At 73.2% G+C, this 13,734-nt stretch carries 14 protein-coding genes; 8 read left to right on the forward strand and 6 right to left on the reverse strand.

Annotation, left to right across the window (positions count from 1 at the left end; translation table 11 throughout):
- Positions 1-29: 29 nt before the first annotated feature.
- Positions 30-1,235, reverse strand: a complete 1,206-nt coding sequence (locus tag C8054_RS08595) for an ROK family transcriptional regulator (protein WP_107156215.1) — start codon at positions 1,233-1,235, stop codon at positions 30-32.
- Between the two features lie 126 nt (positions 1,236-1,361).
- On the opposite strand from C8054_RS08595, the gene C8054_RS08600 reads away from it, so the two are divergent.
- Together C8054_RS08600 and C8054_RS08605 are read left to right on the forward strand one after the other, a co-directional pair.
- The gene (locus C8054_RS08600; RefSeq protein WP_107156216.1) at positions 1,362-2,816 is read left to right on the forward strand and encodes a glycoside hydrolase family 3 protein; all 1,455 of its coding nucleotides are present in this window, start codon (positions 1,362-1,364) and stop codon (positions 2,814-2,816) included.
- 144 nt (positions 2,817-2,960) lie between these two features.
- Positions 2,961-3,668, forward strand: coding sequence for a TetR/AcrR family transcriptional regulator (locus C8054_RS08605; protein ID WP_107156259.1), 708 nt, complete (start codon positions 2,961-2,963; stop codon positions 3,666-3,668).
- A gap of 183 nt (positions 3,669-3,851) precedes the next feature.
- Here the strand turns inward: C8054_RS08605 and C8054_RS08610 are convergent, their stop codons facing one another.
- Positions 3,852-4,517, reverse strand: a complete 666-nt coding sequence (locus tag C8054_RS08610; protein WP_107156260.1) for a GNAT family N-acetyltransferase — start codon at positions 4,515-4,517, stop codon at positions 3,852-3,854.
- Between the two features lie 115 nt (positions 4,518-4,632).
- Between C8054_RS08610 and C8054_RS08615 the strand changes: the two genes are divergently transcribed.
- From C8054_RS08615 to C8054_RS08640, 6 genes are all read left to right on the forward strand, one after another.
- Positions 4,633-5,328, forward strand: coding sequence for a response regulator transcription factor (locus C8054_RS08615; protein WP_107156217.1), 696 nt, complete (start codon positions 4,633-4,635; stop codon positions 5,326-5,328).
- Entirely contained in the window at positions 5,321-6,343 is a 1,023-nt protein-coding gene (locus tag C8054_RS08620) for a sensor histidine kinase KdpD (protein ID WP_107156218.1), read from the forward strand. The genes C8054_RS08615 and C8054_RS08620 overlap by 8 nt, the downstream gene beginning before the upstream one ends.
- A gap of 82 nt (positions 6,344-6,425) precedes the next feature.
- Positions 6,426-6,611, forward strand: a complete 186-nt coding sequence (locus C8054_RS08625; protein WP_107156261.1) for a DNA repair protein — start codon at positions 6,426-6,428, stop codon at positions 6,609-6,611.
- 63 nt (positions 6,612-6,674) lie between these two features.
- Entirely contained in the window at positions 6,675-6,932 is a 258-nt protein-coding gene (locus tag C8054_RS08630) for a type II toxin-antitoxin system VapB family antitoxin (protein WP_107156262.1), read from the forward strand.
- A complete protein-coding gene (locus C8054_RS08635) occupies positions 6,932-7,351 on the forward strand; it encodes a PIN domain nuclease (protein WP_107156219.1) in 420 nt (139 codons plus the stop codon). Before C8054_RS08630 ends, C8054_RS08635 begins: the two co-directional genes overlap by 1 nt.
- 108 nt (positions 7,352-7,459) lie before the next feature.
- A complete protein-coding gene (locus C8054_RS08640; protein WP_107156220.1) occupies positions 7,460-7,978 on the forward strand; it encodes a hypothetical protein in 519 nt (172 codons plus the stop codon).
- 45 nt (positions 7,979-8,023) lie between these two features.
- Here C8054_RS08640 and C8054_RS08645 read toward each other — a convergent pair whose 3' ends face one another.
- From C8054_RS08645 to C8054_RS08660, 4 genes are all read right to left on the reverse strand, one after another.
- The gene (locus C8054_RS08645; protein ID WP_107156221.1) at positions 8,024-8,761 is read right to left on the reverse strand and encodes a Clp protease N-terminal domain-containing protein; all 738 of its coding nucleotides are present in this window, start codon (positions 8,759-8,761) and stop codon (positions 8,024-8,026) included.
- A gap of 61 nt (positions 8,762-8,822) precedes the next feature.
- The gene (locus C8054_RS08650) at positions 8,823-9,389 is read right to left on the reverse strand and encodes a hypothetical protein (protein WP_107156222.1); all 567 of its coding nucleotides are present in this window, start codon (positions 9,387-9,389) and stop codon (positions 8,823-8,825) included.
- A gap of 76 nt (positions 9,390-9,465) precedes the next feature.
- A complete protein-coding gene (locus tag C8054_RS08655; RefSeq protein ID WP_233219544.1) occupies positions 9,466-11,826 on the reverse strand; it encodes a ricin-type beta-trefoil lectin domain protein in 2,361 nt (786 codons plus the stop codon).
- 133 nt (positions 11,827-11,959) lie between these two features.
- On the reverse strand, positions 11,960-13,315 hold the full coding sequence (locus tag C8054_RS08660; RefSeq protein ID WP_107156224.1) for a ricin-type beta-trefoil lectin domain protein: 1,356 nt from the start codon (positions 13,313-13,315) through the stop codon (positions 11,960-11,962).
- Positions 13,316-13,734 lie beyond the last annotated feature (419 nt).

A 13,734-nucleotide genomic window follows, 5' to 3' on the forward strand; every position in this document is an offset into this window, starting at 1 on the left:
TGGCGGCCGGTGCGGTGACAGGTCGGCGGTCAGCCGACCGTCGAGCCGAACACCTCGTCCCGGACCGCGTCGAGCGCGGTACGCAACGCGCCGCGCAGGATCGGCTCCTCGGTCAGCCCGGTGCTCACCACCCGGGGGCGGACCAGCGTGATCGCCGCGACCTCCTGCTGCACCCGCTCGGCCAGCGCGGCCCCGCCCGCCCGCCCGACCGCACCGGCGAGCACCACCAGCGGCGGGTCGAGCACCACGCAGGTGCTCGCCACGCCGAGCGCCAGCCGGCGGGCCAGCTCGTCGAGCACCGGGCCACCGGCCTCGCCGGCGGCGATGGCGGCCTGCACCGCCTCGGCCGCCCGCGCCGCCGCGACGCCCTGCTCGGCCGCGTCCGGCGTGGCGAAGCCGTGCTCGGCCGCCACGGCGCGCACCGCGTCGGCGCCCGCGAGCTGCTGGAACGCCGGCTTGGCCCGCCGCGACACGTCGCGCGGGATGGGCACCCCGGGCACCGGCAGGTAGCCGATCTCACCGGCCGCGCCGCTGCTGCCGTGGTGCAGCCGGCCGCCCAGCATGATCGCCAGGCCGACGCCCGCGTCCACCCAGACCAGCACGAAGTCGGCGGTGCCCCGGGCGGCGCCGGACTGCGCCTCGGCCACCGCGGCGAGGTTCACGTCGTTCTCGAACACGACCGGGGTGTCCAGGTCCTCCCGGAGCGCGGCGAGCAGGCCGCTGTGCCAGCGCGGCAGGTTGAACGCGAACGTGATGTCGCCGGTCTGCGGATCGACCAGGCCGGGGGTGCCCAGCACGACGCGGCGGACCGCGGACAGCTCCGCGCCGGCGCTGCTGGCGGCCTGCACCACGGCGTTGTGCACCACCCCGACCGGGTCGTCGGTGTCCTTGGTGGACTGCTCGACCCGGCCGGCGACGGTGCCGGTGATGTCGGCGCAGGCCGCCACCACCCGCTCCGCGCCGACGTCCACGCCGACCACGTACGCGCTGCCCGGGCGCACCGCGTAGAGCTGGGCGTTCGGGCCCCGCCCGCCGGCCTGCTCGCCGACCCGGGCGACCAGGCCGCGCTCCTCCAGCCGCTCGACCAGCTGGGAGGCGGTCACCTTGGACAGCCCGGTCAGCTCGCCGATCCGGGCCCGGGTCAGCGGACCGCACTCGAGCAGCAGCTCCAGCGCCGCACGGTCGTTGAGCGCCCGCAACAGTCGGGGGGTGCCGGGCAGCCGGGTCGCACTCATGCCAACGTCCTCAATTTTTTTCGTAAGTTTGCTAACCATAAAACGCCTGCCGAGGGGTGCCCGTTAGCGTATCGGCCACCCCGTCCGACGGACGTCGGACGACCCGGCAGGGAAAGGGGAACGACAGTGGGGCTGGATCCAGGACTCCGGCGGCTCGCGTTGGGCACGTTGCTGGCCGCGTACCCGGGCCCGGTGCCGCCGGACTGGGCGGTCGGCCTGCTCGCCGAGGGGCTCGCCGGGCACACCCTGTTCGGCACGAACGTGCACGACCCGGCCCAGGTGGCGGCGTCCACGGCGGCGCTGCGCGCCGGCCGCCCGGACGTGATCGTCGCGATCGACGAGGAGGGCGGTGACGTCACCCGGCTGGCCCACGCCACCGGCAGCCCGTACCCGGGCAACGCCGCGCTCGGCGCGGTCGACGACCCGGACCTCACCCGGGCGGTGTACGCGGCGATCGGCGCGGAGCTGGCCGCGCTCGGCCTCACGCTCGACCTGGCCCCCACGGTCGACGTGAACACCGCCGACGAGAACCCGGTGATCGGCACCCGCTCGTTCGGCGCGGACCCGAAGCGGGTGGCGGTGCACTCGGCCGCCGCGGTCGCCGGCCTCCAGTCGGTCGGCGTGGCCGCCTGCGCCAAGCACTTCCCCGGGCACGGCGCGACGGTCGCCGACTCCCACCACGAGCTGCCCACTGTCGACGTGCCGCCGGCCGTACTGCGGGAGCGGGACCTGCCGCCGTTCGCCGCGGTGATCGACGCCGGTGTCCGCGCGGTGATGACCGCGCACATCCGGGTGCCGGCGCTGACCGGCGACGGCCCGGCCACGTTCAGCCGGGCGGTCCTGCACGACCTGCTGCGCGGCGAGTACGGCTTCACCGGCGCGGTGATCACCGACGCGCTGGAGATGAAGGGCGCGGCGCTGGCCGCCGGCGGGGTGGGTCCGGCCGCGGTCCGCGCGCTGGCCGCCGGCGCCGACCTGCTCTGCATCGGCGCGCAGGTCGACGCCGCCCTGGTGGAACGCGTCGCCGCCGAGATCGTCACCGCGCTCGGGGACGGCCGGCTGGACCGCGCCCGGGTGGAGGAGGCCGCCGGCCGGACCGCCGCGCTCGCCGCCTGGGCCGGGCCGGCCGACGTCCCGGCCCCGGCCGCCGACGGCCTCGGCTACGCCGCCGCGCTGCGGGCGGTACGCGTCGAGGGCGACCTGCCCGGTCCGGGCGCCCCGCTGGTCGTGCAGGTGCACGCCGCCGCCACGATCGCCGAGGGGCGGGTGCCGTGGGGGCTGGGCCCGCACCTGGCCGCCGGCGTCGAGCAGGTCCGCGCGGTGGCCGGCGAGACCGACCCGGGCGAGCTGGGCCGGCTCGCCGGCGAACGGCCGGTGGTGCTGGTCGGACGGCACCTGCACCGGCTGCCCGGGGCGCGGGAGCTGGTCGAGGCGCTGGCCGCCACGCATCCGGTGACAGTGGTGGAGATGGGCTGGCCGGGGGCCTGGCGGCCGGCCGGGGCACGCGCGTTCGTCGCCACCTACGGCGCGAGCCACGCCAACGGCCGGGCCGCCGCCCGGGTGCTCGGCCTGACCGACTGACCCACCGGGGCCGCCGGCCGGCGGTCCACCGACCGCCGGCCGGCACCGGACGGCTGTCCGCCCGCGCCCGGCACCGGCCCGACGGGAGCGGTGGCCCCGCCGCGCACCGCGGACGCGTCCGGGCACCGGGATACGGTGACGACGATGACCGAGCAGAGTGCGCCGACGACCGGTGCGGATGGCCCGAGCGGCGGATCGACCGCCCGGGGCGAGCAGACCCGCCAGCTGATCCTGGACACCGCGCTACGGCTGTTCCGCGAACGCGGATACGCGCGTACCACCATGCGGGCGGTCGCCCAGGAGGCCGGCGTGGCGGTGGGCAACGCCTACTACTACTTCGGCTCGAAGGAGCATCTGGTCCAGGAGTTCTACACGGACATCCAGCGCGAGCACCGGGCCGCCGCCGCGTCGGTACTCGCCCGGGAGCGGGACTTCGCCGCGCGGCTGGCCGGTGTGCTGCACGCCGGCGTGGACGTGCTGAGCCCGTACCACTCGTTCGCCGGCACCTTCTTCCGGACGGCGGCGGAGCCCACCTCGCCGCTCAGCCCGTTCTCGGCCGAGTCCTCGACGGCCCGGGAGGCATCGGTGGCGATCTTCGGCGAGGCGCTCGCCGGCTCGACCGCGAAGCCGGACCCGGAACTGCGGGCGGCCCTGCCGGAGCTGCTCTGGCTGGGCTATCTGGGCGTGGTGCTCTACTGGGTGCACGACCGCTCGCCCGGCCAGGTGAAGACTCGCCAGCTCGTCGACGGCGTGGTGCCGCTGGTGGACCGCCTCGTGGGCCTGTCCCGGCTCCGGGTGCTGCGCCCGGTGACCCGCCAGGCGGTCACGCTCATCCACACTCTGCGTCACTGAGCGCGGAACCGAGGGCAGCCACGATTCCGCAGGTCAAGTCCGCAACCGGACAGGATTCCCGAGCACCGCACCCCTTGTCGCACCCCGGTCACGCCACCTAGCGTTACCGGTGTCGGGGCCGGGGGGAGAGGCAGCGGACCGTGGATCCGGCCCGGGATCCACGGTCCGCGCCCACGTCACCGGTCAGTGCGGGAAGACGCCGAACGAGGTGAAGCCCCGATCCGGGAACCCGGCCGCCTCGGCCACCCGGGCGGACGCGAGGTTGCCCGGGTTGTGCAGGTAGGTGGGGATCGCGCCCTCGGTCAGCACCCGCCGGGCCGCCTGCGCGACCAGCCGCCGGGCCAGCCCGCGCCCCCGGGCCGCCGGCACCGTGCCCACCGCCAGCTCGTGCCCGTACGCGTCGTGCCGCTTGATGCCCACACCGGCCAGGTACGCGCCGGCGTCGTCCCGGACCACCAGCACGTCGGTGTCGAAGAGGCCCAGCCAGGGCGGCGCGCCGGGCACCGTCGGCGGCAACCACTCCCCCACGTCGGGCAGCGGCGCCGGGTCGGTGCACCAGCGGAACACGCCCCGGTTCGTGGTGAGTTCCGGGGTGCCGACCGTCGCCGGCAGCACGGGCAGCCACTCCTCGATCGGCCGCCCGGCGACCAGCGAGCGGACCGCCTCGACCCGGGCCGGCGCCACCGACAGGATCGCGCTGCCGCCCGCCGCGACCCCGATCGCCGGGCGCAGCCGTCCGTCCCAGGCGGGGCGGGCGCGGCGCCAGGACCGGACCACGTGCAACCCGGGCGCCGCCGGCCACTGCCCCAACCAGGTCGCCAGGTGCAGGAAGAGCCGTCGGTCGAGCACATGATCACGGTACGCCCACCGGGCCCGCCCGGTCGCCACCGACCGTAAGAACCTGGCAATGGATCACGCGCCCGCCCGTGGCTACGCTGGCCTCCCGGTCGGCAGGAGGTGCACCGTGGGGCAGCGGGTGCTGGTGGTCGACGACGACCGGACGGTCGCCGACGTGGTCTGCCGCTACCTGGAGCACGCCGGCTACGAGGTCGAGCACGCCGGGGACGGGGCGGCGGCCCTGGACGCCGTGTCCCGCCGCCCACCGCACCTGGTGGTGCTGGACCTGATGCTCCCCGTGCTCGACGGGTTGGAGGTGTGCCGGCGGCTGCGGGAGCGGCCGGACGGCGTACCCATCGTCATGCTGACCGCGCGCGGCGACGAGGCGGACCGGATCCTCGGCCTGCAACTGGGCGCGGACGACTACCTGGGCAAGCCGTTCTCCCCGCGCGAGCTGGTGCTGCGGGTGCGCTCGGTGCTGCGCCGGGCCGGCGGCGAGCCGGCCGGCGTGCTGCCGGAGGTGCTCGCGGACGGCGGCCTGGAGGTGGAGACCGGGCCCCGGGTGGCCCGCCTGCACGGCCGGGAGCTGGCCCTCACGCTGCGCGAGTTCGACCTGCTGGCGCACCTGATGCGGCATCCGGCGCGGGCGTTCCGCCGAGCCGAGCTGCTGGAGCGGGTCTGGGGCTGGAGCTTCGGCGACCAGTCGACGGTGACCGTGCACGTGCGGCGGCTGCGGGAGAAGATCGAGGCCGACCCGGCCAGTCCCCGACGCATCGTCACCGTCTGGGGTGTCGGCTACCGGTACGAGCCGGCCGATGGGTGACCTCGCGCTGATCTTCGGCGCGTCGCTGGCCGCGGCGCTCGCGGTCGGGCTGGCCGGCGCGGTGGCGCTGCGGGTGCTGCGCGGCCGGTCGATCACCGTGCACATCTCGGTGCTGCTGGCCTCGACCGTCGGCGCGGTGGCCGCCGGAGTGGCGGTGGTCGCCCAGGCCATGTTCCTCTCCCCGCACGACCTCCAGGTGGTGCTGACCACGCTCGCCGCCGCCGCGGTGGTGAGCCTGGCGGTGGGCTGGTTGTTCGGCCGCCGGCTGGCCGCCGCCGCGGTCTGGGCGGACCAGGCCCGGGCCCGGGAGCGCCGCATCGAGAAGGGCCGCCGCGACCTGGTCGCCTGGGTCTCGCACGACCTGCGAACCCCGCTGGCCGGGTTGCGGGCGATGGCCGAGGCGCTGGAGGACGGGGTGGTCGACGAGCCGGTGACGGTGGCCGAGTACCACCGCCGGATCCGGATCGAGACCGACCGGATGACCCGGCTGGTGGACGACCTGTTCGAGCTGTCCCGGATCAACGCCGGCGCGCTCCGGTTGTCGCTGTCCACGGTGGCGCTCGGCGACGTGGTCTCCGACGCGTTGGCCGGCGCGGCGCCGCTGGCCGCCGCCCGCCGGATCCGACTGGTCGCCCCCGAGTCGGGCTGGCCGGCGGTGACGGCCAGCGAGCGGGAGCTGGCGCGGGTGGTGGGCAACCTGCTGCTCAACGCGATCCGCTACACGCCGGCCGACGGCACGGTGACGGTGGACGCGGGGCGGGACGTCGACACCGCCTGGCTGGCGGTCGCGGACACCTGCGGCGGCATTCCGGCGGACGATCTGCCCCGCGTCTTCGACGTGGCGTTCCGGGGCGAGCCGGCCCGTACGCCGGCGGCGGTGGAGCCGAGCGGGTCCGGCGGGCTCGGGCTGGCGATCGTGCGCGGGTTGGTTGAGGCGCACGGCGGGCGGGTAGAGGTCCAGAACGTCAGCGACGGATGCCGATTCGTGGTCCGCCTGCCGGCCGCCGGAATCTGACGCTTCGGCGGAACCGAACGCCTCGACCCCGCGTCATATTCACTTTCATACATGGACAAGTTTCTCTGGGACGGTAGTGGTCATGCCTCAGAAGCCGAATGACCGATTCCAGCAGGACCCGGCGCGGAGCTGGCGGGCCGGCGACGCGCCCGGCCGCTTCCCGGCGCAGCCGGCCTACCGCGAGGCCCGACACCGGGGGCCCGGCTGGGCCGAGCTGAACGCACAGCCGGCCGGCACCCCCGCCTGGCGCGGCCTCACGACAACGTGACGCACCACAACACCTGATTCTTTGGTGCGCCCCATGCGGCTTTTCCGGTGTATGGTCGGCGGCATGACGCGCATCACCGTGGACGTGAACGACGAGTGGCTCGAGGCGGCCCGGGAGGCTCTGGGCACGGACACCAAGGTCGCCACCATCAACGCCGCGCTCCACGCCTTCGCGGTCCGGCGACAGGCCAAGGAGATCGTCGCAGCCTTCGACCAGGTCGAGATGGACTTCACCATGTCGGAGCAGGCGTGGCGGCACGGCGGAGGGCGTGATCTGGGCCGGCTGGCCGAACACGCGCGAGAGGGCGAGGCCGCAGCCTGATGGCCGGTCGGATCTATCTGGCTGACACCTCGGTATACGTGCTCCAAGGCCGCCACCCCTCGGTTCGGAAGCGCTTCGAGACGCTGCTGGCGGAAGGACGGCTGGCGGCGTGCCAGATGACCTCCCTGGAATACCTGAACAACGCGCCCAGCCCCAAGGGCTACGAGATCCTCTGGCAGGCACTACGCGGGCACCGCTGGCTGGACGTCACCACGGAGGCGATGGACCGTGCCCTGTCGGTCCATCGCCTCCTGGCGGCCGACAGCCAGCACCGCCACTTCCGCCTGCCCGACCTCCTCATCGCGGCCACCGCCGAACTCCACGGCGTGGTGGTGCTGCACTACGACGCCGACTACGACCGGATCGCCGCGCTGACCGGCCAACCGACCGAGTGGGTGGCGCCGCGGGGCAGTCTCTGAGCGACGCGGGCGGCGACACACCGGGCGGCGGTCGTAGCGGCCTTCGTACGCCTGTGCGGTAGCGTCTTGTGGTCCGATTTCCGGCCTACGACAGGAGAAGCTCCGCGCATGGGCAAGAAGACGATCCACGTCTCCGACTTCACCGGCCAGGTGCTGTCCCCCGACGACGAGGTGGTCCGGGTCGTCGTGCTGGAGCACCCGGACCTGGTCGCCGGGCCCGTGCAACTGGACGCCACCCCGGTCGACGTGGAGAGCATCGACGACGCGGCGTTGGACGTGGCCGTGGTGGAGATCCACGACCGGCACGGCGGCGGTGAGCCGCGCCGGGTGGTGCTGACCGCCAGCGAGTTCGACGCGATGGCGACCGACGTGCCGATGGCACAGTTGCTGCGGACCGCCGAGCGGGTCAGGCCGCCGAAGGCGCGGCGCACCGCCGAGAAAATCGACTACGGCACCATCGAGCACGCCGGCCGGCCGCACCGAGGCCGGGTCACCGAGGAGGAGGCCCGGCTGGTCCGGGACCGGCTCGACGAGGTGAACAAGCTTCTCGCCGACGCCGGCATCCGCCAGGTCGACCCGGCCGACCCGGAGCACGCCGCCCGCTACGGTTTCCCCGCCGCCGACTGACCCGCACGTCGGGCACGCGCCCCCGTGGCGCGTGCCCGACGCGGTTCAGGCCCGCTTACGGGTCAGCTCCGCCAGCGCGCCCTCCACCGCGGACTCCATCGCCTCCTTCGTCAGGCCGAGGCCGCCGAGCACGCCGTCGACCCCCTCCTCCTCCAGCAGGGCGAGCAGGATGTGCTCGGTCCCGATGTAGTTGTGCCCCATCCGCAGCGCCTCCCGGAACGTCAGCTCCAGGACCTTCTTGGCGCGTGCGTCGTAGGGGATCAGGTCCGGGACCTGGCCGGCCTTCGCCGGCAGGGTCGCGGCCACGGCCTCCCGGAACATCTCCAGCGGTACGCCCTTCGCCTTGACCAACGCGGCGGCCAGCCCGTCCGGTTCGGCGAGCAGCCCCAGCGCCACGTGCTCCGGGGTGATCTCGGCGTGGCCGGCGGCCCGTGCCTCCTCCTGCGAGGCGAGCACCACGTTGCGGGCGCGCGGCGTGAACCGGCCGAACCCGGCGTTCGGGTCGAGCGCGGCGGCGGTCTCGGCCTTGGCGGCGGAGCGCTTCTGGGCGGCCTGCTTGCTCACCCCCATGCTGCGGCCGATCTCCGTCCACGAGGCGCCCGAGCGGCGCGCCTGGTCGACGAAGTGCCCGATCAGGTGGTCGGCGACGTCGCCGAGGTGGTCGGCGAGGAGGACCGCGTCGGCCAGTTGGTCGAGTGCGTCCGGGCGGGCTTTCTTGATGCCCTCGATCAGGTCGTCGAGGCGCACCGGGTGGCTCATCTTGAGCGGTTCGGTCTCGTCCATGCGTCAACCATAGGTTGACGCATGGACTCCGTCAACCCTCGGTTGACGCTTTCCCCTTCTCTCAGGTTTCCGGTCCGTCGACCGGTCGGGGCGCCCGACCCACGTCCGCCGGGTAGTGGTCGAACCGGCGCAGGCCCAGCTTGCGCACCGCGACCGGCCACGGCGTCTCGGTCGCCAGCACCGCGAGATGCTCGAAGTTGGACAGGTACGACTCGCCGCGCACCGCCCGCTCGGCGAGGATGTACGGTTCCAGCACGGCCCACGCCTCCCGGGCGCGGTATCCACCGGTGCCGAGCAGCAACGCCGGCTCGACCACCTTGAAGGCCAGCATCTGGCCCAGCCCGTTGTAGTAGAGCGCGATCCGGTTCACGTGCTTGCGGGCGTCGGCGGGCAGTTCGCTGACCGGCACGCCGCGCGGGCAGGCGGTCCGCAGCTCGGTGAGCACGAACTGCTGACTGTCCAGGAACGTGTCGCTCATCCGGTCGCGGGTGAGCAGCTCGATCGCGACCAGGGTGTGGTTCGCGCCCTGCGCCAGCCGGAGCTGCCGGAGCGCGAAGAACGCCGAGACGACGACGGTGAGCACCGAGATCGCGGCCACGACCACGTTCGTCACCGCGGCGACATCCATGACCGTCATCGTAGGAGGGACCCGCCAACCCGACCGCCCCGTGGCGGGACGGCCGGGTCGGCGACGGGTGGCGGGGTCAGCCGCGTACCCACTGCTGGTTGCTGCCGCCGTTGCAGGTCCAGATCTGGACCGCGGTGCCGTTGGCGGTGCCCGCGCCGTTGACGTCCAGGCAGAGCCCCGAGCCGACGCCGACGATGGTGCCGTCGGCGTTGAGCCGCCACTGCTGGTTGCTGCCGCCGGTGCAGGTCATGATCCGCGCCCGGCTGCCGGAGGCGGTGCCCGCCACGTCGAGGCACTTGTTGCCGTACACGGTCAGCTGGTTGTTCGTGCCGACCGTCCACTGCTGGTTGGCGCCACCGTTGCAGTCCCAGATCTGCACCACCGCGCCGTCGGCCTGGCTGGCGCCGTTGACGTCCAGGCAGCGGTTGGCGTTGGCGCTGCGGATCTCCCCGGTCGGGCTGCTGGAACCGTCGCCCGGCGTGATGGAGAGGTTGTCGAACTGGGCGGTGACACCCTGGCCGGTGCCGTACCCGATCTGGCCGGCGACCCAGGCGGAGTCCGACACGGTGCCGACGGTGGTGCCGTCGACCGCCGCGGTGAGGGTGCTGCCGTTGAGCTTCAACGACAGGTTGTGCCAGCGTCCGGTGCCCAGCGCCGAGATGTTGCCGCTGGCCAGGGTGCGCCAGTTGCCGCTGGTGTTGTTGCTCCGGATGGACCAGGCGCCGCCGTCGGTGACCCGGAAGTAGTAACCGTTCAGGTTCTGCGGGCCCTGGTGGTTGTAGGTGTTGCCGCGCCCGATGAGCTGGACGTAACCGGGCTTCTCCAGCAGCACGTCCGAGGAGACCGTGTAGTTGCGCCAGGTCAGGTCGCCCAGCAGGGCGTACGGTTCGGCCTGGCCGGTCGTCCAGTAGATCGGCGCCTGCTCGGACATCTGGCGGACGCACTGGCCGGTACGCCCGGCGGCGCACCCGGCGATCTCGAACGAGCCCTGCTGGTCCATCAGGTACCTGGCCTCGCGGCCGGTGGCGTAGCTGTCGAAGTTGTCGCTGTACGGCAGCTTCAGGTTGCCCTGCGCCGGGCTGACCGCGGTGCCCTTGCCCTGCCCGGAGGTGGTGGTGATGCTGTAGACGTAGCCGGGCTGGACGGTGAGCGAAAAACGCCCGCCGTTCGGGGTGATGTCGCTGCCCCGGACGAAGTGGTCGGCGCTGTTGTTGGACCTGACGTTCGTCGCCCAGACGCGCACGGTGCCGGTGGAGAGCCCGCCGGTGACGGTGAAGTCGAGCTGCTGGGCCGCGCCAGCGTCCTGCGTCTCGATGATGGTGCTGTAGTCGCTGTTGTTGGTGGACTTGAGCGAGACGTAGCTGCCGTTGTTGCGGTTGCCGCCGAGATAGCCGCTCGACGCGTCGAGGTAGCGCCAACCCGGGGCGGCGAACTGCGTGGTGTGGGCCATCACCCAGGTGCTCTTGCCGATGGAGTACGCCCCGGACCAGGGCTGCTGGGCCACCGCGACGCCGGTGGTCGCCCAGGGGATGTTCGGGGTGATGGCGGCGATCACCGGCCAGTTGATGTAGCCGGTCATCTTGCCGTCGATGTAGCCCCGGTTGATGCCCCGGGCGAGCGCCGGCGCGCCGGCGTTGTAGTCGTCGGAGCCGTTCTCGCTGGCCCACAGCGGCTTGCCGGTCGAGATGGCGTTGGCGGAGCTGGGGCAGCTGCTCTGGGCGCCGCGGTAGCCGCAGACGTAGTGGCTGCCGAAGACCTGCACCGCGGCGGCGAACGCCGGGTCACGCAGCGAGTCGTCGGCCGCACCCCACCCCCAGTCGTCCGAGGCGACGATCTTCACGCTGCCGTAGCCGCGGGCGTTGAGCGTGGACCGCAGGTTCTTGTACCAGGTGGTGTTCCAGCCCTTCTCGTTCCATCCGCCCAGGTAGTTGATGGTCAGCCCGTGCGTCGCCGCGCAGTCCAGCCAACCCACCAGGTAGTTGATCGAGTCGGTGGACCAGAAGTTCCCGTTGCCGATCCAGCCCGGCGCTCCCCAGGCCAGCCCGGCCAGCGCGATGTTGGGATTCCGCTGCCTGGCCTGCTCCATCAGCCACCACTCGTAGCCCCGGTTGCAGTTCACGCTGCCCCGGGTGTGCTCGTGGCTGGGCTCGGCGCCGGAGGTGGAGTTGGTGTCGCCGCCGATCTCCGCCTTGAGCAGTTGCATCGCGGCGCCGTAGCCCGGCTTGAACAGGTAGTCGAGGATGTCGCTGCGCTGCGGCTCGGGGTAGTCGATCAGCAGTCTGCTGTTTCCGCCGCCGCCGCTGACCGCGCCGACGCCGTCGAGCGTCCGCCCGCCGGACGACCCGTTGATGGTGATGGCGGTGGCCGCCTGGGCCGGGGAGGCGGACGCGGTCAGGACGGCCGCCGCCGCGAGGACCGATGCCGCCGCCGCCGACATCACCGCCCGCCACGATCTCCGTGGACGACTCACTGTGCTGAACATCCGATCCGCCTCCCGGTCCCACTCAATCGATCAATGTCAATCTATAAGACGTCATATGTTAGCGTTCACACAAGTGTCGGTCAACGGCTCAGGCGCGGCTCCACCGCTGGCTGGCCGCGCCGGTGCAGTCCCGGATCTCGGTCCGCGTGCCGTTGGCCGTGCCGGCGCCGACCAGGTCCAGGCACCGGCCCGATCCGACCCCGGTGATGGTGCCGTCGGCGTTGAGCCGCCACCGCTGGTTGGACTGGCCGTTGCAGTCCCAGATGATCACGGAGCTGCCGTTGGCGGTGCCGGCGCCGTTCACGTCGAGACACTTGCCGCCGAAGACCCGCAGCTCCTGGGCCGCCGTCGAGGTCCAGGACTGGTTGCTCTGGCCGTGGCAGTCCCAGATGATCGCCGCCGCGCCGTTGGCCTGCGAGCCGCCGTTGACGTCCAGGCACCGACCGGCGGCGGCGTTGCGGACGATCGACGTACCGCCCGGCGGCGGCGTGGTCGGGCTGGCCGTCGGGGTCGGGTTCGGATCGGTGCCGCCGAACTGGGTGAAGAACCGCCACACCTCGGTCTTCGTCCAGGTCCGGGCGCCGCTGTCGCCGCCGCCGTCCACCGGACCGGGGGTGTGCCCGCCGTCGAACGCGGCCCACACCACCGGGTAGCCGGCCCGGCAGCCGGCGTAGGCGGTGGTGATGTGCGTCAGGCTGCCCGCCCTCGGCTCCGGCGGGCTCTGCGGGGTGCAGCCGTTGTTGCGCACGAACGTGTCCCGCAGCGCGCGTCCGGCGGAGATGTTGAGCACCGGGTCACCGATGCCGTGGATCCCCAGGTACGCGATCGGCTGCGTGCCGCCGGCGCACCCGCTGAGCTGGCCACCGGAGTAGACCGCGACGGCGCGGAACACGCCCGCCCGGGAACAGGCCAGCGAATAGCTCATGCCGCCGCCGTAACTGAAGCCGAGCGCGAAGAGTTGCGTCGTGTCGACGCACAGGTCCCCCTCGATCAGCCTGATCATGTCGTCGACGAAGGTGACGTCCTGACCGCCGGGGTTGGCCCAGCCGTTGCCGTTGCCCTGGGGCGCGACGAAGATGGTGCTGTTGTTCGCCTGCTGTCGCAGACCGTAGTAGGACCAGGCCTCCCGGTCCGCCCCGCCGGAGTCGACGTCGTTCGCGGTGCCGCCGTTCCAGTGGAATCCGAAGATCAGCCGGTAGGCGTGGTTCCGGTCGTAGTTGTCGGGGATCCGCAGGATGAAGCTCCGGTTCTGGCCACTGCTCTGGATGGTCCGGGGACCACTCGTCAGCGTGGGCGCCCGGCCACAGCCGGCGGTCCCGGCGAGCGTGCCGGACTCCGCGGCCGAGGCGGACCCGCCCGGGCCGCCCGCCACTGTCGTCGCGGCCACCATGACCAGGACCGCCAGGGCCGCGAGGGGCCCGAAAACGGTGCTGCGTAATCTCATGACGCGGCTCCTTCGCCACTTGGTGGGAACCTGTCCGGTACGGGGATCGACGACGACCCCCGTACCGCCACTCCGCCGGCCGGCACGGGGAGAACACGCACGACGGGGTCCGCCGCGCGCGGCATGGTTGTCCCGGACTTCGCCCCTGATCCGCATGCCCGGTGCGCGACCAGCCGGCCGTCGCGTCGGCGGCGGCACCCGCACCGCACGTGCCCGATCGCGACCCGAACCGCCCGCCGTCGCCGCTGGAACGCCACAGCGCGACTCGAATCGATTCGACCAGACCCTAGGCCGAGCAGTGAAGTATGTCAATGCTGTTGCCGGCGGGTGAGGTGCCCGTGACGTCGGACCGAGCCGGTACGGTGAGCCCCGACCGAGTCTCGTCGGCCGGACCGGTCCACACCGGCGTGAGGGAGGGC

The sequence above is a fragment of the Micromonospora sp. RP3T genome, from assembly GCF_003027925.1.
Lineage (GTDB): Bacteria > Actinomycetota > Actinomycetes > Mycobacteriales > Micromonosporaceae > Micromonospora.

Excerpts from the sequence above, each read along its gene's own strand:
- C8054_RS08630 (WP_107156262.1), top strand. The coding sequence starts at position 6,675 with ATGACGCGCATCACCGTGGACGTGAACGACGAGTGGCTCGAGGCGGCC.
- C8054_RS08635 (WP_107156219.1), top strand. The coding sequence starts at position 6,932 with ATGGCCGGTCGGATCTATCTGGCTGACACCTCGGTATACGTGCTCCAA.
- C8054_RS08645 (WP_107156221.1), bottom strand. The coding sequence starts at position 8,761 with ATGGACGAGACCGAACCGCTCAAGATGAGCCACCCGGTGCGCCTCGAC.
- C8054_RS08660 (WP_107156224.1), bottom strand. The coding sequence starts at position 13,315 with ATGAGATTACGCAGCACCGTTTTCGGGCCCCTCGCGGCCCTGGCGGTC.
- C8054_RS08625 (WP_107156261.1), top strand. The coding sequence starts at position 6,426 with ATGCCTCAGAAGCCGAATGACCGATTCCAGCAGGACCCGGCGCGGAGC.
- C8054_RS08640 (WP_107156220.1), top strand. The coding sequence starts at position 7,460 with ATGGGCAAGAAGACGATCCACGTCTCCGACTTCACCGGCCAGGTGCTG.
- C8054_RS08595 (WP_107156215.1), bottom strand. The coding sequence starts at position 1,235 with ATGAGTGCGACCCGGCTGCCCGGCACCCCCCGACTGTTGCGGGCGCTC.
- C8054_RS08620 (WP_107156218.1), top strand. The coding sequence starts at position 5,321 with ATGGGTGACCTCGCGCTGATCTTCGGCGCGTCGCTGGCCGCGGCGCTC.
- C8054_RS08605 (WP_107156259.1), top strand. The coding sequence starts at position 2,961 with ATGACCGAGCAGAGTGCGCCGACGACCGGTGCGGATGGCCCGAGCGGC.
- C8054_RS08650 (WP_107156222.1), bottom strand. The coding sequence starts at position 9,389 with ATGGATGTCGCCGCGGTGACGAACGTGGTCGTGGCCGCGATCTCGGTG.
- C8054_RS08655 (WP_233219544.1), bottom strand. The coding sequence starts at position 11,826 with ATGTCGGCGGCGGCGGCATCGGTCCTCGCGGCGGCGGCCGTCCTGACC.